Here is a 22,188-nt window from a genome sequence, read left to right as displayed (position 1 = left end):
GCAGATGGAGCAAAGCAAGCTTCTTCTTCTCGAAGACAGCTCGGTTGATGCCGAACTGATCGAGGATCAGCTTTCGCGGATCTCTCCGCCCCCTGTCGTAACCAGGGCGGTGGGGAAAACGTCCTTCATCGAGGCGCTGGAAAATCAGCAGTTCGATATCATTCTCGCAGATTTTTCCCTGCCGGACTTTGACGGCATGGCTGCGCTTGATGTCGTCATGCAAACGAGACCCGACACGCCCTTCATTTTCGTTTCCGGTGTTCTCGGCGAAGACGCGGCGATCGATGCCTTCAGGCGCGGCGCAACTGATTATGTCCTGAAGCAGCGGCTGGCGAGGCTGCCCTCCGCAGTCGGTCGCGCTCTCGCGGAAGCACGGGAAAAGGAGGAGCGGAGACGGGCGGAAATGCACAAGGAGCTGCTCGTCCGCGAACTCAGCCATCGTGTCAAGAACACAATGGCGATGGTCATTTCTATCATTCGTCGCACTGCAAAAGGCAGTTCTTCCGTAGAGGATTATCAGGAGAGGCTCGTGGCCCGCGTAAGTGCGCTCGCCGAGAGTCATGCCCTGCTTTTCCAGAGCAACTGGGGACAAACCGATCTCAAGGATGTCGTGAAGCGGGCAATTGAACCCCATAACACTTTTGCCAGCCGCGTCGAGCTCGAAGGTCCGGACGGGGTTAGCGTATCGCCTAAATCCGCATTGGCGCTTGGCATGATTTTGCATGAACTGGTGACGAATGCGCAGAAATATGGTTCGCTTTCAGAAGCGACCGGGAAGGTGCAGGTCTGCTGGAAAAGGCTTCGTAACGATGAAGGCCGGGACCTTATCGAGCTGCGCTGGCATGAAAGCGGTGGCCCGCCCATTTCAGCTCCGGTGGAGACCGGTTTCGGAACGACCCTCGTTACACGGGGAGCCCAGTACGAGCTGCAAGGCGACAGTGAAATCCGCTATGATCGCGACGGCCTGAAATATCAGGTGATTTTCCCTCTGGACTGAAGTGTCGCGTATCAACGTTACCGGACGTTGCGGGTATCTTCCCGCTAGCCGGTGTGCGCGAACTCGGTCGCCAGAACATTGGGGAGATTATCAAAATCGCACGGCTTGGAAATGATTGTCAGCCCTGTCAATTGCGTGCGAATACCGGGTATCTCGGCATATCCGCTGCAGATGACGAAAGGTATGCTCTCGGCCCTCAGTCGTTCGATCACGGGGAAGGATAATTCGCCCTTGAGATTGAGGTCGATGACCGCTCCATCCAGATCGGTTGCGCTTATTTTCTCCAGCGCTGCGGCTATATCGGAAACCGGCCCGATGACGTCGACACCGAGGTCGGACAGAAAGTCCTCCATATCCATCGCCAGAAGGGCGTCGTCTTCCAGAACGAGAATATGCTTTCCCTGAAAATCATATTGCATAGCTTACCGCATTCACATGGTCGCAGGCGCGCCCGGACATTTTACCAACAGCGCTGAACGCCTGAAGATCGACGTGGTTCCACCCTCGTGTAAAAAGAAATCATTCGCATCCGTCGCTTGCGTACTCTAGTTTGTGCCGCGAACTAACTGCCTACCGGGAATGTTACTGCTGTGACTGGTTTTTCACCGTTTGCCCAGCGAAGCCTTTTGATGCTTGCTGTTGGCGTTGCAATTTTGATTGGCATGGTCTCCACATCTTTGTGGCTGGTGCAGGTGAATAATCGCTATTCCCAGGAAACGGCTGAACTGCGCCGTGTCCGTGCCGCAATTCTGGATGTGCTGACGACGATGCAGGACGTCGAAACCGGCCAGCGGGGATATCTGCTCACCAACAATCGCGAATATCTGGGACCTTACGAAGAGGCCCTTCAGGGCTTGCCCGAACGCCAGGCGCGACTTCTCGATCTTCTGAAAGGGGAAGAGCGATATAAGCAATCTCTCGCTGGCTTGAAGCAGGCGATCGACGCGAAGCTCTCCGAGACACGCGAAACAATCGATTTGCAGCGCGCGGGTCGCATTACCGAGGCAGCCGAGGTCGTTCGAAATAACGACGGCAAACGCTTCATGAATGAGATCAGGAGTGTTCTGTCGGACCTTCAGTCGGATACGGACGATCGCCTGCGCGTCATCGTTGCGGATCAACTGGGCGCCGCCAATACGCTTCGTTGGGTAACGATTGGCGGTGCCCTTGCAATTCTCATCGTGGTCGGCGGGTCGATACTGCTCGTCTTTACTTATATTCGCGCGCTAAACAGGTCGCGGGACGATGTGGACGAACTTAATCGCCATCTTGAGGAGCGTGTCGAGGAAAGAACACGCGATCTGCGCCGGGCCAACCAGGAAATTCAGCGCTTCGCTTATATCGTTACGCATGATCTGAGGGCGCCGCTTGTCAACATCATGGGTTTCCTTTCCGAATTCGATACGTCGCTGAAGCCGGTCACCAACTATGTCCTCGCAGATGGAAAAACGCTGACGCAGGATGTGATCCGAGAGGCGCGGCTGGCGGTTGAGGAAGACATACCCGAAGCCATCGGGTTTATCCGTTCATCGACCCGCAAGATGGACCAGCTGATCAACGCCATTCTGAAGATATCCCGTGACGGCCAGCGCAAGCTTCAGCCGGAGAAAGTCGATATCGAAACTTTGCTCTCCTCGCTTTCAGAGACCGTGCGCCATCAGATCACGGCCAATGGAGGCGAGATTCATGTCGACACGCCCAAGCTGACAGTCGTGACGGACCGCATATCTCTCGACCAGATTCTCGGTAATCTTCTCGATAACGCGGTGAAATATCAGATGCCTGGGCGCCCTCTGAGGTTAACGGCACGCGCCTATCCGGCCGGGCGCGGCGCGATCTCCATTGAAATTGGCGACAACGGGCGCGGTATCGGTGAGCAGGATCTTGAGCGTGTCTTCGAACTGTTTCGTCGGGCGGGCGAACAGGACCAGCCCGGTGAGGGAATAGGCCTCGCACATGTCCGTTCGCTAATCAGAAATTTAGGAGGTGACATTAGGGTGGAGTCGCGACTCGGCGAGGGCAGCACATTTATCTTGCTGCTTCCGAGTGACCTCAGAAGAGTAACAAAGGAAGGCGACAAATGAAAGCGACCGGTCAGGAAGTAACGATCGTGATGATCGAAGACGACGAGGGACATGCCCGTCTGATCGAGAAAAATGTGCGCAGAGCAGGTGTCAACAACGAGATCGTGCCGTTCACACTCGGTGCAAAGGCGCTGGATTACATCCTGGGCCAGAGCCGGGACGGGCTCGTCAGCAAGGATCGCTATCTGCTCGTTTTGCTCGACCTCAATCTCCCCGACATGTCCGGCATCAGCATTCTCGAACAGATCAAAAGCAATGAATATACCCGCCGTCTGCCTGTCGTGGTTTTGACGACCACTGATGACGAGACCGAAATTCAGAAATGCTATGATCTCGGTGCGAATGTTTATATAACAAAGCCGGTCGACTATGAAGGCTTCGCGAATGCCATCAAAAATCTCGGCCTTTTCTTTTCCGTAATACAGATACCCTGAAGGCATGATGGCTCTGCGCGTTTTGTATGTCGATGACGACCCGGCTCTGGCGCGGCTTGCGAGCCGCGTCCTTGGTCGCCAAGGAATGGAGGTGGTCCATGCCGCGTCCGTTGCTTCCGGGCTTGAGCTTTTCCAAAACGGGCAGTTCGATGTCGTCGTTCTCGATCACTATTTTCAGACGGCGACGGGAATGGAGTTTCTAGCGGCTATCGAGACGGTACCGGCCCGGGTTCCCGTTCTTTACGTAACGGGGTCCAACGAGGCCCAGATCGCCATAGACGCGCTCAAGGCAGGTGCGGCCGATTACGTCATCAAGAATGTTGGAGACGACTTTTTTCCGCTGTTGCTGGCAGCCATCAACCAGGCGCTTGAAAACCATCGCCTGCGCCAGAGAAAAGAGGAAGCTGACCGTCTGCTGATAAAGGCCAAAGAGCATGCGGAAATGATGGTGAAAGAGATGAACCATCGCATCGCGAATAGTCTCTCACTGGTTTCCGCCATGATCCGGCTGCAGATCAATACGCTGAAGTCTCAGGAAGCAGAAACGGCGTTGCTGGAAACGCAGAGCCGGATTTCTGCGATCGCCGGCGTTCATCGCAGTCTCTACAATACCGCGAATGTGGGGCTCGTATCCCTGAATTCCTACCTCACCTCGATCATAAGCGACCTGTTCCAAGCTGTCCCGGGCTCTTCCACCATCACGGTCGAAACGTCACTCTGTGAGGTTGATCTTAACGCCGACCATGCCGTTGCGCTCGGTGTCATCGTCACTGAACTTCTGACAAACGCGCTCAAATATGCCTATCCCGATCAGGAAGGCACAGTGCGCATTAACCTGTCCGCCCAGGACGGCCGGTTCATTCTTGTTGTGGAGGATGACGGCGTCGGTGTGAAACCGGATTCAGCCCCTCGCGGCACCGGTCTCGGCACCAAGCTTATCATGGCGATGGCGCAGAATATTGGCGCCCGGGTCGAGCAGACGCACACGCACCCGGAACTCAAAAAAGGCACCCGTTTCTCGATGATATGGAATGAACGGTGACGGCATGGCCGCCCTGCCTCGCGATTATATCTGGATATAACGGCTGTCTAGCGGGGAGTGATCGGACCTCTTGGCCGTCCCCATAGCCCTTCAGCGCGCACGAATCGTCAAAATATTTTGCCCGAAGCACGGAAGAGTGTAGCGCCTTTTCGGCGCTCAGAGCAGAGCGACCTGCCGCCAAAGCGATTCTTTAAAATTTTTCTCTCTGCCATAGTGGAAACACGGTACATTCTCAGGTTGTGCGACCCCGGTCGAGCAAAGTGCACAAGGCGGGTGCCGGATGCCGCTATAAAGGCACAGCTAATATGGAACGACTGAAATTTGATCCAGGAAGTTTTTATGGGTGAAATTTTGCGTCCATAAAGCCAGCAGATGCATAGTATTTCAGCAGGGTCGGAAAATCTCTTAATGCAATCTTAACGATGTTGCGCTGCAAAAAAACTTGATGGACTATTTTAATACTGCGGGAGGAAATGCTGTTCAACAAAACAGGAGTTCGTGCCATGCTGTTCCGCAATAAAGATAAAGAAAAACCTCAAGGCGCCTCGGTCAGGCTGGCCTCATATACTGTTCTCGGTGTTGTCGCCACAGTGTTTTCCTCCTCCGTGTTTCCACCGGTCTTCACTTCGCAGACAAACCGCGCCTTGATCAATGCTCCCGTCATTCCGCTGACGACCCCCATCAGTGGCGTGGTGAAAATATCCGGTAACGGCAGGGCGGCTGTTGAAAACGACAAGGTCGACAATACCACTCTGATCGGCCTGAAAGTGCAACTGGCGGCGCTCGACAATGAACTTCGCCAGAAAAACGCGATTATCGGTGATTATGCTAGCCGCATTGACAATCTGAACAATGATCTTCTCAGCCAGCAAGCGGCTTTACTGCAAAGGACGGAATCCGACCTTGAAGCGGCAAAGGCTGCTTTGCAGATGGTGACCTATTCGACCCGCATCGCGAAAGCAGAAGCGGTTCGCAAACAGAAGCTGGTTGCCAAGGGTGTTTATTTCGGAATTGGCGACGACATCGCCGATACGATACAACTTGAAGATACAAAACTGCAGGCCGCGAAAGTTGCCGTCGACAAGCTGAACAAGGAAATGAGCTTCGCACGCCAGGGCATCTATATCGGTTCCGACCTGCAATCCCTGCAAAATCTTCAGCAGGAAATCCGCACAAGGTCCGCCGATCTGCTGCAAATCCAGATGCAGATGACGACCATGCAGACGCGGAAAAGCGAACTCGAAGCGCTTGCCTCCGCGGAGGCTGCGCGTATCGACAGACTGACCCGCGCTGATCTCGCCATTCCGCCGGGTACGACGCTCTATAAGCCGGTTGCCGTGACGGGGCGTGAAGTGGTGGCCGGCGACACCTTGGCGGAGGCGCTCGACTGTCGCAACGCTTTTGTCGTGGCAATTTTTTCCGAACGTCAGGCGCAGGCCCTTTCCGTGGGTTCAAGGGTAAAGGTAAATGCCGATGCCTGGGCGCAGGAAGCGGACGGGGTGGTAGAGCGGCTGGTGCCCCGAACCACCGAACGCGTCGACCTCGATTATGCCGTACCGTTTCCCCCTACGGAGCGGCGGGAGCTTTACGCTTATATCCGCATGGCCGGGACATCCGAGAGCCAGTTTATGAAAAACGGCGTCTGTTCGGTCGGCACCTGGGTGAGTGTAAGTCTGCCGCGCGAATGGCTTGGCAAGACCCGGGAATATGTGCACGAGGCATCGGCAAGCCTTTTCCAGTTTGCGCAGGCATCCGCCAGCGAAATGCCCGATGTGAGGCAGGCCGCCTGGACGCTCATCGAGACATCCCGAGAGAAAATATTCGAGCAGATGGGCATGGGCGGGCAGCAGCAACAGCCGCCGGGAATAGCGGCGCCCACCACAAAGCCTGATATCATCACGCAGCATGCGATCAGCGGTGCAGATGCCACCGCGAAAGCACCGCGCACCCAATCCTGACACCCGCATGGATTGGGCAAGCCCCTGCGGGCGCGTCCACGACGCCCGCAGGGCGACCCACCTGTTTCACACAGTCGAAGCAGCCTCATTCGCGCACGCTATCGGGCGCGGCTATCGTGACGTATCCGGTCAATCATGAGGACAAGCGATGTATTTCACTTCAGAGGGCGATGTTCAGTCCGTCCTTTATGTCAATCTCATCATCGCCCTCTGCGCGATCCTGTTTACCATGCTTGCCGACCCGCGGCGAACGCTGGACCGGCTGGCGTTCAGCGCCATCATGCTGCTCTCGCTCAGCGTCTATATTTTGTGGCGTGCCACCGATACGCTGCCTCCCTTCGAGCTTTCGCTGGAAACCGCCTGGAATTACATCTACTTCACCTTCGAACTGATCTCCGTGCTTTATGCGATGGGGTCGATCCTGATCCTGACAAGACGAACGGACTGGTCTTCCATCGCAGACGAAGCCGAAGCCGGGATTACGGGCGATCCCAATGCGCCACTGGTCGATGTGTTCATATGCACCTACAATGAACCTTTGAACGTGCTTGAAAAATCGATTGTCGCGGCTCAGGCAATGCAATATCCGCGGTTGCGCGTTTTCGTCTGCGACGATACACGCAGGTCCGAGGTGCGGGACTATTGCGAAACAGTCGGCGTCAATTACGTGACGCGGCCGGACAATAAGCACGCAAAGGCGGGGAACCTGAACAATGCGCTTGTCCACACCAATGCGCTGTCGGAAGTTTCAGATTTCATCATGGTTCTCGATGCTGATTTTGCGCCGCAGGCCAATTTCCTGTCACGTGTGACCGGACTTTTTGCCGATCCCAAAGTGGCCGTGGTGCAGACACCGCAATTCTATTTCAACAGCGACCCCATCCAGCATAATCTCGGTATCCGCAATTCCTTTGTGGATGATCAACGGGTATTCTTTGACGTATTCCAGCCTGCAAAGGACGCGGTCGGTTGTGCGTTCTGTGTCGGAACGAGTTTCGTTCTGCGGCGGGCAGCGGTGAACGAACTCGGAGGTTTCCCGCATGATGCACTTTCGGAAGACATGCTGCTGACCTACCGGCTGATGGAACGGGGGTATGTGACACGCTGGCTCAATGAAAAGCTCAGCGTCGGATTATCAGCCGAAGGCCTGCCGGAGTATATCACGCAGCGCACGCGCTGGTGTCTCGGCACCATCCAGATTGGACTTTTGCGCACCGGGCCGCTGTGGCGCGGCAATTTTACCCTGACGCAACGGCTGCATTATCTGCACGGCCTGTTCTGCTGGCTGTCGAAACCCTTCATCCTTTGCCTGCTGCTCGCGCCTTCCATCTATTGGCTGACCGGCGTTTCCGCGCTCCAGGCCGATGAGTTGATGTTCATGCAACTCGGCCTGTCATCGCTCGCGCTGTTCTGGGCCTATTCCACCTGGATATCGGGAAAGCGCACACTGCCGCTTTTCACCGAGGTGACACACGCACTGACCGCCGTTCCGATCACGATCACGCTTTTTCAGGCCATGCGAAAACCTTTCGGACGCCCCTTCAAGGTCACGGAAAAGGGCGGAGACAGGTCACAGGTGCGCGTTCACGGCCCGACGGCGCTATTTTTTGCCCTTGTAACCCTCACTTCGGCCATCTCCGTGCTGATTGCCGTTTATGGATGGGACGCACCCGTGGAATTTTCGGCGCGCGATTGTCTCAACCTTATCTGGTCGGCCGTCGCCATGGTGATTGCCTTCATCAGCCTTATCTGCTGCATCGAATTGCCGCGTTTCGACAGGGAGGAGCCGATCAGCGTAAACCTTGGCGGACAATTACGTCAGGGCAATGCGGTGACAGGGGTGAAGATCGTGGCGCTGTCGACTGAAACCGTGACGCTTGCGGGTGTCACTTCTTCTACAGAAGCGCAGGCCATATTCGTGCCGGAGGTGGGCTGGTTGCAGATCGATGCAACAAAAGACCAGCAAATACCCGGAAAATTCTGCCTTGCCGCAACCGCCGAGCAGCATCGGGCTATCCTGCGGCTGCTTTTCCGCACTGCACCGGAAAATGTGGCGGAACAGGGCGACCTGATAAAATCCATGCAGATGTTGCTCGCAAGGGCCTTCAGTTAATCAGGGGGGCAATGAACAGGGCTTTGCCGGACACACACACGGTCCCAATGGCCGGCTGCCGCCTTGAAAGGTTTCGATCATACGGGAATTCCGCTCATGCCTCTCAGATCGATCATCCCTGCGATCCTGATGTCCTGTGTCATCATGACAGTGTTGGCCGGAGGTGACGGACGCGCTGCATCCGGATCCGTCCGCGATATGCTCGCTTCACGCTTATGCGCGGGTCTTGCCGGGAAGATGGATGATTCTCCCGCACCCTTCGTGTTCCGCAGCTTCGAGCCCGCGCCCGATGGCAAGGCGCTCGATCCGGCGCTTTCGAATACGGGTTTTACCTATGACAATGCGCTGGCATCCATCGCTCTTTTTGCATGTGGGAAAGACGCCGAAGCAACAAGGGTTGCCGATGCGCTGCTACTGGCCGTGAACCGTGACCGCCGTTACAGTGATGGCCGCCTGCGCAACGCCTATCGCTCCGGCCCGGTCGTAAGCAAAACGGAGGTTATGCTCCTGCCCGGTTTCTGGAATGCCGCCAGCAATGCCTGGGTCGAAGACGGCTATCAGGTCGGCAGTGCGACAGGCAATCTCGCCTGGGCGGCCCTTGCCCTGCTTACCGCCTCTGAACGCTCCGACAATCCAGCCTATTTGCAGGCCGCGGCAAAAATCATGCGCTGGATCGATGCATATACCAAGGGTGACAGCGACATCGGTTACACGGGCGGCACATTCGGCCACGAACCGTCTCCGGTTAAACTCGACTGGAAATCGACGGAGCACAATCTTGACGTTTACGCCGTTGCCAGCTGGCTCACCAAGAGTGGGGACGATAAAACCTGGCGGACGATGCAGAACAGTGCAGGCAAGTTCCTCGACGCCATGTGGAATGAGCAGCAGGGTCGTTTTTATGTTGGTAGCCTGCCCGGCAGCGATCGACCCAATTTAACCCAGTCGGGAATAGATTCCGAACTCTGGCCCATCCTCGCCGTTCCGGAATTCCGCGGCCGCGCCGAGCGCGTGCTGGAATGGGTCGACCGGCGCTATGCGGTTGGGGACGGCTTCGATTTCAACGATGACCGGGACGGCATTTGGCTGGAAGGCACGGCGCAGGCAGCGCTTGCGTTTCAGCATGCAGGCCACGCCGGGCGGGCCGAAGCCCTGCTTGCCACCATTGATGCTGAGGTATCGCCCGATGGTCTGGTCTATGCCACTGTCGGGCCGGAGTTGACGACGGGGCTGATGATCGGGCCTGCCTCGACCTCTGCCGATTTCAAATATTTCAGACTGCCGCATGTCGGCGCTACCGCCTGGGCAATCCTGGCGGCGAAAGACTGGAACCCGTTTTTGAGAGAAAGCAGTTGCACACGTCCCTGTCGGAATTATGCCCGTCCCGGCAGGGGGTAAGGAGGATGTTATTGTCGTGAGATCGCAACCAGACCGGATGGCGGCGGGCCTGGTGGTTTAAGATGCCGGGCAGCCTTCAAAACGCTATCCCTTTATCCCGCTTGCTGCGATGCTGGAGATGAAAAGCCTCTGCAGACACAGGTAAAATATCAGCACGGGCAGGGTAATAATGGTGAGATAGGCCATGACTTCACCCCAGGGCGTGTTAAGCTGGAAGAAATACTGCAGCCCCACCATCACCGGCCGGTAAGCCTCGGACTGCGTGACCAGAAGCGGCCATAGATACTGCTGGCTGTACATGACGAGAAACTTCAAGATCGCAGCTGTTGCGACCACCGGCCCGCTGAGCGGCATTACCACCTGTGCGTAGATACGCAGCCAGCTGGCTCCGTCGATGCGTGCCGCCTCCAGCAATTCCTTCGGCAGATCCTTGAAATATTGGACGAAGAGAAAAATCGTCAGCCCGTCCGCGATCCATGGAATGATCTGCACATGCCAGGAATTGAGCCAACCCCAGGTAAACCCGCCGCTGCCGATCCATGGCAGATTGTTAACCTCCAGCAGCAGCGGCACGGCAATCGTCTCAAACGGAATAATGAGTGTGGCGAGAATGATTGAGAAGAGAACGTCCTTGCCGCGCCAGTTCAAAAACGTAAAAGCGAAGGCGGCAAGCGAGCCAAGCAGCAGGGCGAGAAATACGGTGACCCCAGTCACCACAACGGAATTGAATATGAAGGTCGCAATCGGCGCCCGGGCGAAAGCCGCAGTATAGTTTTCGAGCGAAAGATCTCCCACCGGCAGGAAGGCTCGTATCGAAGTCGCATCGCTCAACAGCTGGTCGTTCGGTTTTAGCGATGAGAACCCCATGAACAACAGGGGCAGGATGAAGATCGTCGCGAAGGCGAGCATGAGCGCGTAATTGCCGATGAGAAAAACGGAACTTTTACGTCGTCCGGCCTGCATCATTGCTTCTCCCTTGTCAGGTAGCGCTGCGTTAGCGAAATGCACAGGACAAGCAGGAAAAGGACGACAGAAATTGCGGAGCCCGCGGCTATGTCCTGCTGGCGGTATCCTCGCTCGACCGCCTGATAGACGATGCTCTGCGTAGAGTCGCGAGGCCCGCCTTTGGTCATCACATCGATCTGCGCAAAAAGCGCAAAAGCCTGCATGGTGATGACGATGATAACGAGTACGGCCGTGTTGCGCAGCAGCGGCCAGGTTATCATGCGGAACTTCTGCCAGCGGCTCGCGCCTTCAATATCCGCTGCCTCGTAAAGATCGGGCGAGATGGTCTGAAGGCCGGAAAGCCAGATGACCATATGGAAACCGACGCCCTGCCAGACTGACATCACCAGAATGGCCCATAAGGCGGTATCGGTTCTGCCCAGCCAGTCGACAGGCTGGAAGAGCCCAAAACTCATATAGCTCAGAAGGCTGTTCAAGAGCCCATTATCGGCGGCATAAATAAACCGCCAGAGAAGCGCTACCACCACCACCGACAAGACCACCGGCATAAAATAGATCGCACGAAAAATCGTGACGCCGGGGATTTTCTGGTTCACCAACAGGGCAAGAAACAGCGCCAGCGCCGCCTGAACCGGCGCGACCACGACCACGAAAGAAAGGGTGTTTACGACGGCGGTCAGAAATACGACATCGCGTGCGAGAATGACGATCCGGTTCTCGCCCCAGCTGAAGTTCTTATATTCCCGCATTCCGTCCAGATGAGGATAGTCGGGGTTGTTGCGGGTGAAATTACGAATTCTCGGATAGGAGATGGAGCCATCCGCATCCCGGCTGATGCTTCCATCGGCCTGCCTTTCCGGCTTGAGCGTCAGCACACCCACGCCCAGCAGCCGGCTGTAGTTTTCAAAGCCGACGAACTCCGTCGGGTTGGGAGATGTGAGCCGCTGGTTGGTGAAGGAAAAACCCAGCCCCAGCAGAAATGGTGTGATCAGGAAGAGCCCGATCAGCACCACCGCCGGTGCGGCCATGAACCAGCCCGTGAAGCTGTCCCGGGCCGGTTTTCCCTGTGAAGAAAAGAGCGCCATCGATCACGCCCCTATTTGGGTTGGTAACCGGAATTGCGTTCCAGATTGTTGTTTATCTCGTCCGTTGCATTATCGAGGGTATCGGCCACATCCGCACCGTTGGAAATGTCGGAAAGAGCCTTGGAGAAGACCGGCGAGATGAAGGCGTAGGCCGGAGTGACAGGACGCAACGTACCCTGGCGTCTGGATAGTTCGAAGAAAACTTCAAGCGGGCCGCCCTTCTTGTAATTCTTCGTCATCTGGGCTGCCGAGGACGTTGCAGGGATAAGACCGATCGCATCCGAAAACTGCGCGAGATATTTGTCCTGGATGGCGAATTCGATGAAGGCGGAAGCGCCTTCGGGATGCTTGCTGGTGGCCGAAACACCAAACTGCCATGACCCCGCGCCGATTTTCGGACCCTGCCCGAAATCAGGCGCAGGCAGGAAAAGCAGATCGTCTCCGTATTTTTCCAGAGCCTTCACCGCAACCCAGTTGCCCATCCATTGCAAGGCGTGGCGACCTTCCAGAAATCCGGTTTCGTGGTCGGCGGGTGATTGCGATGTCCCCGGTGCGAGCTTCCTGGCGAACAGGTATTGCCACCACTCCCCGAACTTGATGGCATTGTCTCCATTGAGGAAGTCCTCGGCGGTTCGATAATTCGCCTTGTCGATCAGGCTGCCGCCGAAACTTTCCAGAAAGGGACTGAAGGCATAGCTGTACCATTCGGTTTTATCGGCCATGCCGAGATCGATGGCATATTCGAACTTGCCGCTGGCAGCGAGCTTCTCAAGGGCTGCGTTGAATTCCTCGCCGGTCCACGGCTGTTCAAGAGTTGGAATGCGGATACCGTTTTCATCGAGCACCGATTTGCGGGCGAAAACCGCCACGGCAGCGTCCCACAGACCGACCGAATAGAGCTTGTCTCCCCACCGGCCCACGGCACCGGGCAGGAAATTCGCAAGCTTTGCCTCGTCGATCTTCAGTGGTTGCAAATATCCGGACCACGCCCAGTTGGGCATGTTCGGACCGTCGACATCCAAAATGTCCGGCAGCTTGTTGGAAAGCGCGGCAGCGGTGACCGATTCATTATATGCATTCTGGGGGAATTCCTGAAGCGAGACCCGCCAGTCCGACTGGGACGAGTTGAAGTCCTCAATGATGCCGGCCAGAATCTTGCGTTCTTCAAGATTGCCTGCGCCGTGATACCACATCGTCAGGTCGGTCTGGGCCAGTGCGGCGGTGGAAAAAAGCATCGACAGGGCAGTTGCTGCCCCCGCAAAAATGGCTCTGCTGGTCATAGATGGTCCTCCTCCTCACGAAGGGTAACTTCAACATCTACAGATTGTTCCGCAGAAATTTGCGTCCAGACGCTACGCGGAGAACCGCATTTTAAAAAATGCAGACAGGATCGCGGATTTGCCCCGCCCGAACCGCATCAGCAGCCAGGCGTTCAGGTCCCGCCATTTGACGGCTCTGTCGCCGGTGCATTTTTGCTGAAGGAGAGAGCCTCTTTTACCGCCAGTTCTGCCATGGCCAACGCGGCGTCGCGGGTCTTTGCAGCTGCGACAAACCGGCCGTTATGGCAGAAGCTTGCGCCTTCCACACCACAAACCTCTTCCAGATCCTTGTCAGTCAGGCCTGCCCAGGCCGCCGGCAGATCCGCCCGCAACTCGAAGCCCTCGTCGGCGCGCCGGATACCGGTCAGGCACCAGTCGTTGTTACGCGGATGAACGACGAAGAGCAGATGATCGGCGCCTGCCTTCACGATGGCGGGCCGGAACGGCATTCCCATCGGCAACTCGAGAATATGCCCTTCGCCAGCATCCATGATAGCCTGGTTTACTAGCGCTTCGGCGCGCAACTTTGCGGCACTGTTGGTTATTTTTGCCTCAACGAAGCTGCGGGCAATGCCCAGCGCCGCGTGGAAATTGCGATTGTCCGCTTCGGGATCGGCGTCATCAAAAACGGGTTTCAGAGTTTCGAGCAGGACGGGCAGGGTCAGCCCGGCGAGCGGTCCGGCCGTCGAGGGGCTGAGCGCCCCATTGTCAACCAGGTCAACAGGCAACACAAAACCGGCATCGAAAGAAGCGTGAATGGTTTCGATGTGGTCTTCTGGAACGCCGAAGGCAGAAAGATAATCGCGGCCGAAATGCTTCCAGATCAGCCCAAACGAACTGTAGGGTTGTCCGTCATCGCGTAACGGCGCGCCGCGCTGGTGGTGGTCGAACATTCCTCTTGCTGCGTCGTAGGCGCCGCCCACGTCGTAGATGATGCGGTCCGCACCGGCAGCGAGCCATTCCGGTGCCCTGCTGCGGATGAGGCGGGCCTGCGGGAAAAGCCGTGTCAGCACAACGCTCGACAGAAGTTCATCGGCATGGAAGCCACCGGAATGGGTGACGAGGAAGTCCGGGTTCATGTCAGGATGTGCCTTGTTGCTTGTGGAAGGGCCGCCCGAGAATGGGGCACCTGATACCCTTTGCCGTACATCATCTCAACCCGCCACGACGCTTATTCGGATCAAAATTTCCGCCGGAAAGTCCGGACAGCATGCAGCCAGCGCGACATTGTCCGCGCGTTACGCCGACCAGATGCGCCGCGTCTTGATCGTGTTCATGACGAAGCTGGTCTCGATGGTGTCCACGCATTTCAGCTTCGCGATCTTGTCCTTGATGAAACGCTCGTAATCCTCCAGCCCGCCGCACATGACCTTCAGCATGTAGTCCTTCGTGCCCGTGACGAGATGACATTCGAGAACCTCGTCCCACTCAAGAACCGCTGCTTCGAACATCCGGATTTCATCATCATGCTGGCGGCTGAGGCGAATGGATGCGAGAGCGGTCATGGTCCATCCCTCGATCGCCGGGTCGATGATGGCGGAATATCCCTTGATGGCACCCATTTCTTCCAGGCGTCGAAGCCGGCGTAGACATGCGGATGCCGATAGCCCCACGCGCTCGGCGAGTTCGTTATTCGTGATCCGTGCATCGGCGGACAATTCCCGAAGTATCCGCCGATCGATCGGGTCTGCAATTTTCTGCGACATAAATTACAATTCTCCGCAATATATTGCTCCATGGGGCATATAAACGCTCCAAAATGCAAGGCATTTTGACTTCATTGCGTGTAACCTGCAGGAAGTTCAACGCCAGCTGAGGGATCATCGGAAATGACTGCGCCGCATCCGTCCAAAACCCATATCGGCAACCATGCCCTTCATCCCGAAACCCAGATGCTCAATTACGGGTATGATCCGGAGTTGTCGGAGGGCGCCGTGAAGCCTCCGGTGTTCTTGACATCCACCTTCGTTTTCAAGTCGGCAGAAGATGGCCGCGACTTCTTCGATTATGTCTCCGGGCGCAAGGAGCCGCCGGAGGGCAGAGGCGCAGGTCTCGTCTATTCGCGTTTCAACCATCCAAACAGCGAGATCGTCGAGGATCGTCTAGCAGTTTATGAACGGACGGAGAGCTGTGCGCTCTTCTCCTCGGGCATGTCCGCGATTTCGACGACGCTTTTCGCCTTCGTGCGGCCCGGCGATACGGTGCTCCATTCCCAGCCCCTTTACGGCGGCACGGAAACGCTTCTGGCGAAGACCTTTCATAATTTCGGCGTGTCGGCAGTGGGTTTCGCCGATGGTGTCAGCGAAACCTCGGTCATGGCGGCGGCAGAGGAGGCGATGGCGAAAGGCAGGGTGTCCGTTATCCTGATCGAGACCCCCGCCAATCCGACGAACAGCATTGTCGACATCGCCATGATAGGCCGGGTCGCCGAGGTGATTGGCAAAAGGCAGGGGCACAGGCCGATCATCGCCTGCGATAACACGCTTCTTGGTCCTGTATTCCAGCGGCCCATAGAACATGGCGCCGATATTTCGCTCTATTCGCTGACAAAATATGTTGGCGGGCATTCCGATCTTATCGCCGGGGCGGCGCTGGGGCGCAAGGATGTGATGAAGCAGGTGAAGGCCCTGCGCGGGGCGATCGGCACACAGCTCGATCCGCACTCGTGCTGGATGCTCGGACGTTCTCTGGAGACGCTGCAAATCAGGATGGAGCGGGCGGACAGCAACGCCAGGCTTGTGGCTGAATTCCTGAATGCCCATCCCAAGGTCGAAAAAATCCACTACCTGCCATTCAGCGATCCGGCATCCGCGGTTGGCAAGGTGTTTGCCGCCCAATGTTCCGGGGCGGGATCCACCTTCTCGTTCGACATTGTCGGCGGGCAGGCCGCATCTTTCAAATTTCTCAATGCGCTCAACATATTCAAACTTGCGGTAAGCCTTGGCGGCACGGAGTCCCTTGCTTCTCATCCCGCAACGATGACGCATTCGGGCGTTCCTGCCGATGTCCGTCAGCGTATCGGTGTGCTTGATTCCACGATCCGGCTGTCAATCGGCATAGAACACCCCGACGATCTTATCGCCGACCTGACCCTTTCACTGGATCAGGTCTGACGCTCCACGTGCCGACCAAGAGGTTGTCCTGTGCAGGCGGATCGATATATCTGGGGGTAGTATAATCACGTGAACCTTCAGGCATATGGAAACTTCGCTTTATCTGCCCGTGAAAGATTTCCTCGAAGAGGCGGGTTATACCGTCAAGGGCGAAGTCGGCGGCTGTGATCTTGTTGGCTTGAGCGATAACGATCCCCCCGTCGTCGTCATCTGCGAGCTAAAGCTGAGCTTCAATCTGGAGCTCATTTTGCAGGCTGTCGATCGCGCAGCTATCGCAGATGAGGTGTGGATCGCCGCCCGGGTCTCTGCCAGGGGTAAGGGCCGCGAGGCTGACAGGCGTTACCGCGATCTTTGCCGCAGGCTCGGGATCGGTATGCTGGGAATCTCCGATGCCGGTGACGTCAGCATCATCGTCGGCGCCGTTTCGCCGATGCCGCGAACCAATCCGAAACGGCGGTCGCGGCTCATGCGGGAACACCAGAGGCGGCGGGGCGATCCCACGGCGGGTGGGAGCACGCGCATGCCAATAATGACAGCGTATCGCCAGCAGGCGCTTGGCTGCGCCGTGGCGCTGGCGTCGGGTCCGATGCGCGTGCGTGAGGTCAGGTCCAATATACCCGATGCCGGGAAGATACTGCTTTCGAATGTTTATGGCTGGTTCGAACGACTCGACCGGGGAGTCTACGGTCTGACAGAGGCCGGACACGAAGCTTTGCAGCGGTGGCCACAGCAGGACGTGCCGGCAAAGGCTGTCGACGGGATTGTGCGAGGCACGGTCGGCTTCGAAGAAACCTGACGGCGAAAAACCTTTCCAAGACTTCAGGAGATCAGGATTGCGGGGTCAGGGGCCCTCCCGGGCATCCCCGACCCATCAGGTGACTACTGTGTCTTCCAGGTCTCCAGCAGCAGCCGGACGAATTTTTCCGCGGCGGGCGAAAGGGCACTGCTTCGCCTTTGTACAATGCCAATCGTACGGGAGACGACGGGATTGACGATCGGCCTGGTGATGAGAAATGGATGTTCGTCCTGCGGCGTGGCCAGCCGCGGCAGAACGGAAATCCCCAGCCCGGCTTCGACCAGCCCGAGAGACGTATTGAGATGAGTCACCTCATAAAACCAGTTCAGCTTTAGATTGTGTCTCGCAAGCGCGCCGTCTAGAAGCGTCCGGTTGCCGCTCGAACGGTCCACGACGACGAGCGGATAGGCTTCCAGTTGATTCCATTCAATCGTTTCGAAATTCGCCAACGGGTGATCTTTCCTCATCGCCAGCACGAACGGGTCATCGATGAGCGGTTCGAATGACAGTTCGGGATCGGAATTGCCCATCAGGTTGATGCCGAATTCCACCTCGCCTCTCGCAACCGCCTGCAGCCCCTCATTTGCCGTCAGATCCCTGATGCGTAGCCTGATGTTTGGATATTGCTGACTGAAAGCCTTGATGACCGTGGGAAGAAAGTAGAAAGCGGCGGTGGGAACGCAGGCCATCGTGATGAGGCCGCGCCGTTGCGCGCCATCTTTCATGGCGAACAGCGACCCATCGAATTCTTCCAGCATACGCCGGACAAGCGGCATCACCTCCTGGCCCATGGCGGTGGGAGCGACATGTCGAGTCGTTCTCTCCAGAAGCGGTGCGCCGATGGCCTGCTCCAGCTTCTGGATGCGGCGGGTGAGCGCCGGCTGGGAGATATGCAGCGCCTCCGCTGCCCTGTGAAAGCTCTCGAGCTCAACTACGGATTGAAATGCGCGCAAATCCAGTATTTCGCAATTGATGCTCATTTCGCAATAAACCTCCAAAACATTGCATTTAACAGATTAGACTCTTTTGCCCATATTGCAACAACGCGGCGCATTGATCCGCAAAATGCAAGATTGAGGCTAATCATGAACGATCTGATGAAGATACCCTGTGTGCTGATGCGCGGCGGAACGTCTCGCGGACCGTTCTTTCTGGCTTCCGATTTGCCCCGAGATCCGGCGGCAAGGGATGCGGCTTTGCTGTCCATCATGGGCTCAGGCCATCCGCTGCAGATCGACGGTATCGGCGGGGGCAATCCGGTTACGTCGAAGGTGGCGATCATCGGACCTTCCACGGTCGCCGGCGCCGATATTGATTATCTGTTCGCACAGGTGCGCACCGACAGGCAGCATGTCGATTATTCACCCAATTGCGGAAATATGCTGGCCGCCGTCGGTCCCTTCGCGATTGAGGCGGGGCTCGTGCCGGCGCAGGGTAACGATACGCTTGTCAGGATCCACAACGTGAATACCGGCAAACTGATCGAGGCGAAGGTGCCGACGCGGGGCCGCGAGGTAATTTATCTTGGTGACGCATCGATCGACGGTGTTCCGGGTCTTGCGGCACCCATCGCATTGACATTCATGGATGCAGCCGGCGCGAAAACCGGCAGGCTGTTGCCGACCGGAAAACCCGTCGATGTGATCGACGGGGTGGATGTAACGGCGATAGATTGCGCCATTCCGATGGTTCTCATGCGGGCAGCCGATCTCGGCGTCACCGGCTACGAAGATCCGCAATCGCTCTCCGCCAATCGAGACCTGATTGAACGGATGACCCGCATACGCATCGAGGCTGGAAAGATGATGGGGATGGGAGACGTTCGGGATATGGTCATTCCAAAGCCGGTGCTCATTGCGCCGGCGCGGCGGGGTGGAACGTTTTCGGTCAGGTATTTCATGCCGAACGAGTGCCACCCTGCCCTCGCGACAACCGGCGCTGTCGGCATCGCGACGGCGGCCGTAACGGAAGGCACCGTCGCCTATAATGCGGCAGGAGGGCTTTCCGTGCCGACCCAGATCCGCATCGAACATCCCGCAGGCCGTCTGGATGTACAGCTGGAAATGCGAAACGGTGCCATAACAGCCGGACTTGTAAGGACGGCGCGCAGGCTGTTCGAAGGCTTTGCCTTCGCCAAGCCGATGGCTGCGATTGAAGACGCAGCATAGACAAGGCCATAGTGGCTAAAATATCGCGAAACGGGAGGAGACCCTCATGCGTAAATACCTGCTTGCAACGGCTGCGCTCTGTGCGCTGGCGGCAACCGCCAATGCCGAATCTGTCAGAATGAGCGTCGGCTCATACAACCTCAACAACCTGCCTTTCCCCGTTGCGGCCAGCCTCGGCTTTTATAAGGAAGAGGGGCTCGATGTGACGACCGAGAACTTTGCGCAGGGAGGCTCGAAGGTGCTACAGGCGCTCGTCGCCGGCTCCACGGACGTTGCCGTCGGTTTTTATGACCACACCATTCAGATGCAGTCCCAGAACAAGCACGTCGTGGGCTTCGTTCAGCTCGCCCGCAACTCGGGTCTGGTTCTTGCAGGCAAGAACGATACTGACTTCGATCCCGCAAAGCCTGAGACGATCAAGGGCAAGAAGGTCGGCATCACCTCGCCGGGCTCTTCCTCGGACTTCTTCATTCGCTACTATATGAAGCAGCACAATTTAAGCGACAACGATATCTCCATCATCGGCGTCGGCTCGGGTGCTGCCGCCGTTGCAGCCCTGCAGCAGGGCAAGATCGATCTGCTCGTCAATTATGACCCGGCGGCCACGATTGTCGTCGAACGCGGGCTGGGCAAAATCCTCATCGATGCACGCAGCGATCAGGGCGCAAAGGATGTTTATGGCGGCATCTATCCGACCTCCGTGCTTTATGCGACCCAGGAATATATCGACGCAAATCCCGAAGTGATCCAGAAGGTCACCAATGCCACGGTACGGGCGCTGCACTGGATGAAGCAGCATTCGGCGGAAGAAATCGTCGAGAAGCTTCCTGACGACTTCGTGTCCGGGGACAAGAAAACCTACATCAAGGCCGTCGAAGCCGCGAAGGCGATCTTCTCCGAAGACGGCAAGTTCGAGCCCGGCGATCTCGAAACGCCGCTTGCCGTTCTCAAGACCTTCAACGAGGCCGTGGCAAAGGCGTCGATCGACCTCAACACCACCTATACCAACAAGTTCGTCGAAGCCGCTGCTTCGAAGGCTGCAAACTGAGAGGCCGCCATGTCATCCCCAGTCAGAAAGCTAGAGCCAGTGGCGGACTTCAAACCACAGCCCATGGTCGCGATCGAGAACGTCACCATGGCATTCGGTGCGTTTGTTGCAGTCCAGGACGTTAACCTCAAGGTCGGCGATGGCGAGTTTCTTTCCATTGTCGGACCGACCGGGTGCGGAAAATCGACCATCCTCAATGCCATTGCTGGCTTGCTGAAGCCCGCGCAGGGCACGGTTTCCATCGACGGTTCAGCGGTCCAGGGTGTGCAGAACAATATCGGATATCTGTTTCAGCAGGACGCCCTCCTTCCCTGGAAGACCGCATTTCAAAATGTCGAGCTTGGTCTGATGTTCCGGGGCGTTGCCGAGGACGAGCGGCGTGCCAAGGTCATGGCATGGCTTGAAAAAGTCGGCCTCAAGGGTTTTGGCGATCGTTTTCCGCATCAGCTTTCCGGCGGGCAGCGTAAACGCGTACAGATGGCGCAGGCGCTGATTACCGAGCCGAAGGTCATCCTGATGGACGAGCCTTTCTCGGCACTGGATATCCACACCCGCCATCTCATGCAGAACGAATTGCTGCGCCTGTGGCAGGAGGATCGCCGGGCGGTGGTCATGATTACCCATGATCTGGAGGAGGCTATTGCGCTCGGAGATCGGGTCGTCGTTCTGGCTGCGGGTCCGAAGAGCCGTGTCATCGAGAGCTTTCCCGTCGATCTCGAACGACCCCGCAACGTCGCTGAAATCAAACTCGATCCGAAATTCATGACGCTCTATCGCGATATCTGGGCGTCCCTGCGCGGCGAAGTGGAGAAAAGCTATGCAAGCCGTTAATGTTCGTATCATCCAGGTCGTTCTCCTGGTCGTGCTTCTTGGCGGATGGCAACTCGGTGTGTCCTCCGGCGCCATTGATCGCTTCTTCTTTCCCGCACCTTACGATATCGTCAGGCAGGTGATCGACTGGGTTGCGGATGCCGGCTTCTATAAGCATGTCGGCATTACCCTCAGCGAAACCGTGCTTGGTTATCTCATCGGCACCGGTCTCGGGGTAGGCGCTGGCGTCTGGCTGGGCCTCAGCCCCTTCGTCGCCCGCGTTCTTGATCCGTTCATCAAGGCGGTAAACGCCATTCCCCGTGTCGTCCTGGCTCCGATATTCGTTCTCTGGCTTGGCCTCGGCCTGTGGTCGAAAGTTGCCCTCGCGGTTACGCTCGTCTTTTTCGTCACCTTCTTCAACGCCATGCAGGGTGTGCGCGAAGTAAATCCGGTCGTGCTGTCAAATACCCGCATCCTCGGGGCGCGGCGCACGGATCTGCTGCGTCATGTCTATTTTCCCGCTGCAGCGAGCTGGATTTTGTCGTCGCTGCGCACCTCCGTCGGCTTTGCGGTGGTTGGCGCGATCATCGGAGAGTATCTTGGGGCTTCTGCAGGCCTCGGCTACCTCATTGCCCGGTCGGAAGGCAATTTCGATGCGGTCGGCGTTTTCGCAGGCATCATCATCCTTGCGGTCTTCGTCCTCATCATCGACCTCATTCTCGATGTCGCAGAGAAAAGGCTGATCACGTGGAGGCCCAACGCAGGCGAAGAGCGGCCTGCATAAGGCCGAGGTAGCTGAAATCCAGCGGGGCAGCCATTTGGCTGCCCCGTTTTTTTGAACCGTCGCGGCGGCTTGG

At 57.1% G+C, this 22,188-nt stretch carries 20 protein-coding genes; 13 read left to right on the top strand and 7 right to left on the bottom strand.

Annotated features, from left to right (window positions below; all coding sequences use genetic code 11):
• The first annotated feature begins 4 nt into the window (after window positions 1-4).
• A complete protein-coding gene (locus tag HQN82_RS17560) occupies window positions 5-997 on the top strand; it encodes a sensor histidine kinase (protein WP_173615383.1) in 993 nt (330 codons plus the stop codon).
• Between the two features lie 44 nt (window positions 998-1,041).
• On the opposite strand, the gene HQN82_RS17555 is transcribed toward HQN82_RS17560, so the two are convergent.
• Window positions 1,042-1,416 (bottom strand): response regulator, encoded by a 375-nt coding sequence (locus HQN82_RS17555; RefSeq protein ID WP_006699868.1) that lies wholly within the window; start codon window positions 1,414-1,416, stop codon window positions 1,042-1,044.
• Between the two features lie 210 nt (window positions 1,417-1,626).
• On the opposite strand from HQN82_RS17555, the gene HQN82_RS17550 reads away from it, so the two are divergent.
• The 6 genes from HQN82_RS17550 to HQN82_RS17525 all read left to right on the top strand — a co-directional run bounded on the left by HQN82_RS17550 (window position 1,627) and on the right by HQN82_RS17525 (window position 10,026).
• Window positions 1,627-3,081 (top strand): sensor histidine kinase, encoded by a 1,455-nt coding sequence (locus tag HQN82_RS17550; protein WP_173615382.1) that lies wholly within the window; start codon window positions 1,627-1,629, stop codon window positions 3,079-3,081.
• Window positions 3,078-3,515: a response regulator gene (locus HQN82_RS17545; protein WP_004445914.1), complete on the top strand. Its 438-nt coding sequence runs from the start codon at window positions 3,078-3,080 to the stop codon at window positions 3,513-3,515. The genes HQN82_RS17550 and HQN82_RS17545 overlap by 4 nt, the downstream gene beginning before the upstream one ends.
• A 4-nt stretch (window positions 3,516-3,519) precedes the next feature.
• Window positions 3,520-4,557 (top strand): sensor histidine kinase, encoded by a 1,038-nt coding sequence (locus tag HQN82_RS17540; protein WP_173615381.1) that lies wholly within the window; start codon window positions 3,520-3,522, stop codon window positions 4,555-4,557.
• 503 nt (window positions 4,558-5,060) lie between these two features.
• A complete protein-coding gene (locus HQN82_RS17535) occupies window positions 5,061-6,515 on the top strand; it encodes an HlyD family secretion protein (RefSeq protein WP_173615380.1) in 1,455 nt (484 codons plus the stop codon).
• Between the two features lie 148 nt (window positions 6,516-6,663).
• On the top strand, window positions 6,664-8,628 hold the full coding sequence (locus tag HQN82_RS17530) for a glycosyltransferase family 2 protein (RefSeq protein ID WP_173615379.1): 1,965 nt from the start codon (window positions 6,664-6,666) through the stop codon (window positions 8,626-8,628).
• Window positions 8,629-8,724: 96 nt separating this feature from the next.
• A complete protein-coding gene (locus HQN82_RS17525) occupies window positions 8,725-10,026 on the top strand; it encodes a hypothetical protein (protein WP_173615378.1) in 1,302 nt (433 codons plus the stop codon).
• An 84-nt stretch (window positions 10,027-10,110) separates the two neighbouring features.
• Here the strand turns inward: HQN82_RS17525 and HQN82_RS17520 are convergent, their stop codons facing one another.
• The 5 genes from HQN82_RS17520 to HQN82_RS17500 all read right to left on the bottom strand — a co-directional run bounded on the left by HQN82_RS17520 (window position 10,111) and on the right by HQN82_RS17500 (window position 15,102).
• Window positions 10,111-10,992: a carbohydrate ABC transporter permease gene (locus tag HQN82_RS17520; protein WP_173615377.1), complete on the bottom strand. Its 882-nt coding sequence runs from the start codon at window positions 10,990-10,992 to the stop codon at window positions 10,111-10,113.
• Window positions 10,989-12,077, bottom strand: coding sequence for a carbohydrate ABC transporter permease (locus HQN82_RS17515; RefSeq protein ID WP_034497375.1), 1,089 nt, complete (start codon window positions 12,075-12,077; stop codon window positions 10,989-10,991). Before HQN82_RS17515 ends, HQN82_RS17520 begins: the two co-directional genes overlap by 4 nt.
• 11 nt (window positions 12,078-12,088) lie before the next feature.
• Window positions 12,089-13,357 carry a sugar ABC transporter substrate-binding protein gene (locus HQN82_RS17510; protein ID WP_173615376.1) on the bottom strand — a complete coding sequence of 423 codons (1,269 nt, stop codon included), beginning with the start codon at window positions 13,355-13,357 and terminating at the stop codon, window positions 12,089-12,091.
• A 152-nt stretch (window positions 13,358-13,509) separates the two neighbouring features.
• Complete coding sequence (locus tag HQN82_RS17505; protein ID WP_173615375.1) at window positions 13,510-14,475, bottom strand: MYG1 family protein; 966 nt, start codon at window positions 14,473-14,475, stop codon at window positions 13,510-13,512.
• 159 nt (window positions 14,476-14,634) lie between these two features.
• On the bottom strand, window positions 14,635-15,102 hold the full coding sequence (locus HQN82_RS17500) for an Lrp/AsnC family transcriptional regulator (protein WP_044459110.1): 468 nt from the start codon (window positions 15,100-15,102) through the stop codon (window positions 14,635-14,637).
• A 123-nt stretch (window positions 15,103-15,225) separates the two neighbouring features.
• Here HQN82_RS17500 and HQN82_RS17495 point away from each other — a divergent pair, with 123 nt between their 5' ends.
• Together HQN82_RS17495 and HQN82_RS17490 are read left to right on the top strand one after the other, a co-directional pair.
• Complete coding sequence (locus HQN82_RS17495; RefSeq protein ID WP_004445895.1) at window positions 15,226-16,509, top strand: cystathionine gamma-synthase family protein; 1,284 nt, start codon at window positions 15,226-15,228, stop codon at window positions 16,507-16,509.
• A gap of 85 nt (window positions 16,510-16,594) precedes the next feature.
• Window positions 16,595-17,305, top strand: a complete 711-nt coding sequence (locus tag HQN82_RS17490) for a DUF2161 domain-containing phosphodiesterase (protein WP_072493329.1) — start codon at window positions 16,595-16,597, stop codon at window positions 17,303-17,305.
• 83 nt (window positions 17,306-17,388) lie between these two features.
• On the opposite strand, the gene HQN82_RS17485 is transcribed toward HQN82_RS17490, so the two are convergent.
• Window positions 17,389-18,285: a LysR family transcriptional regulator gene (locus HQN82_RS17485; RefSeq protein WP_173615374.1), complete on the bottom strand. Its 897-nt coding sequence runs from the start codon at window positions 18,283-18,285 to the stop codon at window positions 17,389-17,391.
• A gap of 105 nt (window positions 18,286-18,390) precedes the next feature.
• Here HQN82_RS17485 and HQN82_RS17480 point away from each other — a divergent pair, with 105 nt between their 5' ends.
• The 4 genes from HQN82_RS17480 to HQN82_RS17465 are packed head-to-tail and all read left to right on the top strand — an operon-like array spanning window position 18,391 to window position 22,115.
• Window positions 18,391-19,473, top strand: coding sequence for a 4-oxalomesaconate tautomerase (locus HQN82_RS17480; protein ID WP_173615373.1), 1,083 nt, complete (start codon window positions 18,391-18,393; stop codon window positions 19,471-19,473).
• 46 nt (window positions 19,474-19,519) lie between these two features.
• Window positions 19,520-20,521: an ABC transporter substrate-binding protein gene (locus HQN82_RS17475; RefSeq protein WP_022563095.1), complete on the top strand. Its 1,002-nt coding sequence runs from the start codon at window positions 19,520-19,522 to the stop codon at window positions 20,519-20,521.
• 9 nt (window positions 20,522-20,530) lie between these two features.
• Complete coding sequence (locus HQN82_RS17470) at window positions 20,531-21,352, top strand: ABC transporter ATP-binding protein (RefSeq protein WP_077985811.1); 822 nt, start codon at window positions 20,531-20,533, stop codon at window positions 21,350-21,352.
• Window positions 21,339-22,115, top strand: a complete 777-nt coding sequence (locus tag HQN82_RS17465) for an ABC transporter permease (protein ID WP_004445883.1) — start codon at window positions 21,339-21,341, stop codon at window positions 22,113-22,115. Before HQN82_RS17470 ends, HQN82_RS17465 begins: the two co-directional genes overlap by 14 nt.
• Window positions 22,116-22,188: the final 73 nt, after the last annotated feature.

Source organism: Agrobacterium pusense (assembly GCF_013285525.1).
Classification (GTDB): Bacteria; Pseudomonadota; Alphaproteobacteria; order Rhizobiales; family Rhizobiaceae; genus Agrobacterium; species Agrobacterium pusense.
Note: the sequence above shows the minus strand (reverse complement) of the source record. Positions and strands in the feature narration are given on the sequence as shown.

Bases quoted from the DNA above. Each gene is read 5' to 3' on its own strand.
- HQN82_RS17535 (WP_173615380.1), top strand. From the start codon at position 5,061: ATGCTGTTCCGCAATAAAGATAAAGAAAAACCTCAAGGCGCCTCGGTC.
- HQN82_RS17520 (WP_173615377.1), bottom strand. From the start codon at position 10,992: ATGATGCAGGCCGGACGACGTAAAAGTTCCGTTTTTCTCATCGGCAAT.
- HQN82_RS17560 (WP_173615383.1), top strand. From the start codon at position 5: ATGGAGCAAAGCAAGCTTCTTCTTCTCGAAGACAGCTCGGTTGATGCC.
- HQN82_RS17485 (WP_173615374.1), bottom strand. From the start codon at position 18,285: ATGAGCATCAATTGCGAAATACTGGATTTGCGCGCATTTCAATCCGTA.
- HQN82_RS17490 (WP_072493329.1), top strand. From the start codon at position 16,595: ATGGAAACTTCGCTTTATCTGCCCGTGAAAGATTTCCTCGAAGAGGCG.
- HQN82_RS17525 (WP_173615378.1), top strand. From the start codon at position 8,725: ATGCCTCTCAGATCGATCATCCCTGCGATCCTGATGTCCTGTGTCATC.
- HQN82_RS17555 (WP_006699868.1), bottom strand. From the start codon at position 1,416: ATGCAATATGATTTTCAGGGAAAGCATATTCTCGTTCTGGAAGACGAC.
- HQN82_RS17530 (WP_173615379.1), top strand. From the start codon at position 6,664: ATGTATTTCACTTCAGAGGGCGATGTTCAGTCCGTCCTTTATGTCAAT.
- HQN82_RS17475 (WP_022563095.1), top strand. From the start codon at position 19,520: ATGCGTAAATACCTGCTTGCAACGGCTGCGCTCTGTGCGCTGGCGGCA.
- HQN82_RS17505 (WP_173615375.1), bottom strand. From the start codon at position 14,475: ATGAACCCGGACTTCCTCGTCACCCATTCCGGTGGCTTCCATGCCGAT.
- HQN82_RS17495 (WP_004445895.1), top strand. From the start codon at position 15,226: ATGACTGCGCCGCATCCGTCCAAAACCCATATCGGCAACCATGCCCTT.
- HQN82_RS17500 (WP_044459110.1), bottom strand. From the start codon at position 15,102: ATGTCGCAGAAAATTGCAGACCCGATCGATCGGCGGATACTTCGGGAA.
- HQN82_RS17515 (WP_034497375.1), bottom strand. From the start codon at position 12,077: ATGGCGCTCTTTTCTTCACAGGGAAAACCGGCCCGGGACAGCTTCACG.
- HQN82_RS17470 (WP_077985811.1), top strand. From the start codon at position 20,531: ATGTCATCCCCAGTCAGAAAGCTAGAGCCAGTGGCGGACTTCAAACCA.
- HQN82_RS17550 (WP_173615382.1), top strand. From the start codon at position 1,627: ATGCTTGCTGTTGGCGTTGCAATTTTGATTGGCATGGTCTCCACATCT.
- HQN82_RS17480 (WP_173615373.1), top strand. From the start codon at position 18,391: ATGAACGATCTGATGAAGATACCCTGTGTGCTGATGCGCGGCGGAACG.
- HQN82_RS17465 (WP_004445883.1), top strand. From the start codon at position 21,339: ATGCAAGCCGTTAATGTTCGTATCATCCAGGTCGTTCTCCTGGTCGTG.
- HQN82_RS17545 (WP_004445914.1), top strand. From the start codon at position 3,078: ATGAAAGCGACCGGTCAGGAAGTAACGATCGTGATGATCGAAGACGAC.
- HQN82_RS17540 (WP_173615381.1), top strand. From the start codon at position 3,520: ATGATGGCTCTGCGCGTTTTGTATGTCGATGACGACCCGGCTCTGGCG.
- HQN82_RS17510 (WP_173615376.1), bottom strand. From the start codon at position 13,357: ATGACCAGCAGAGCCATTTTTGCGGGGGCAGCAACTGCCCTGTCGATG.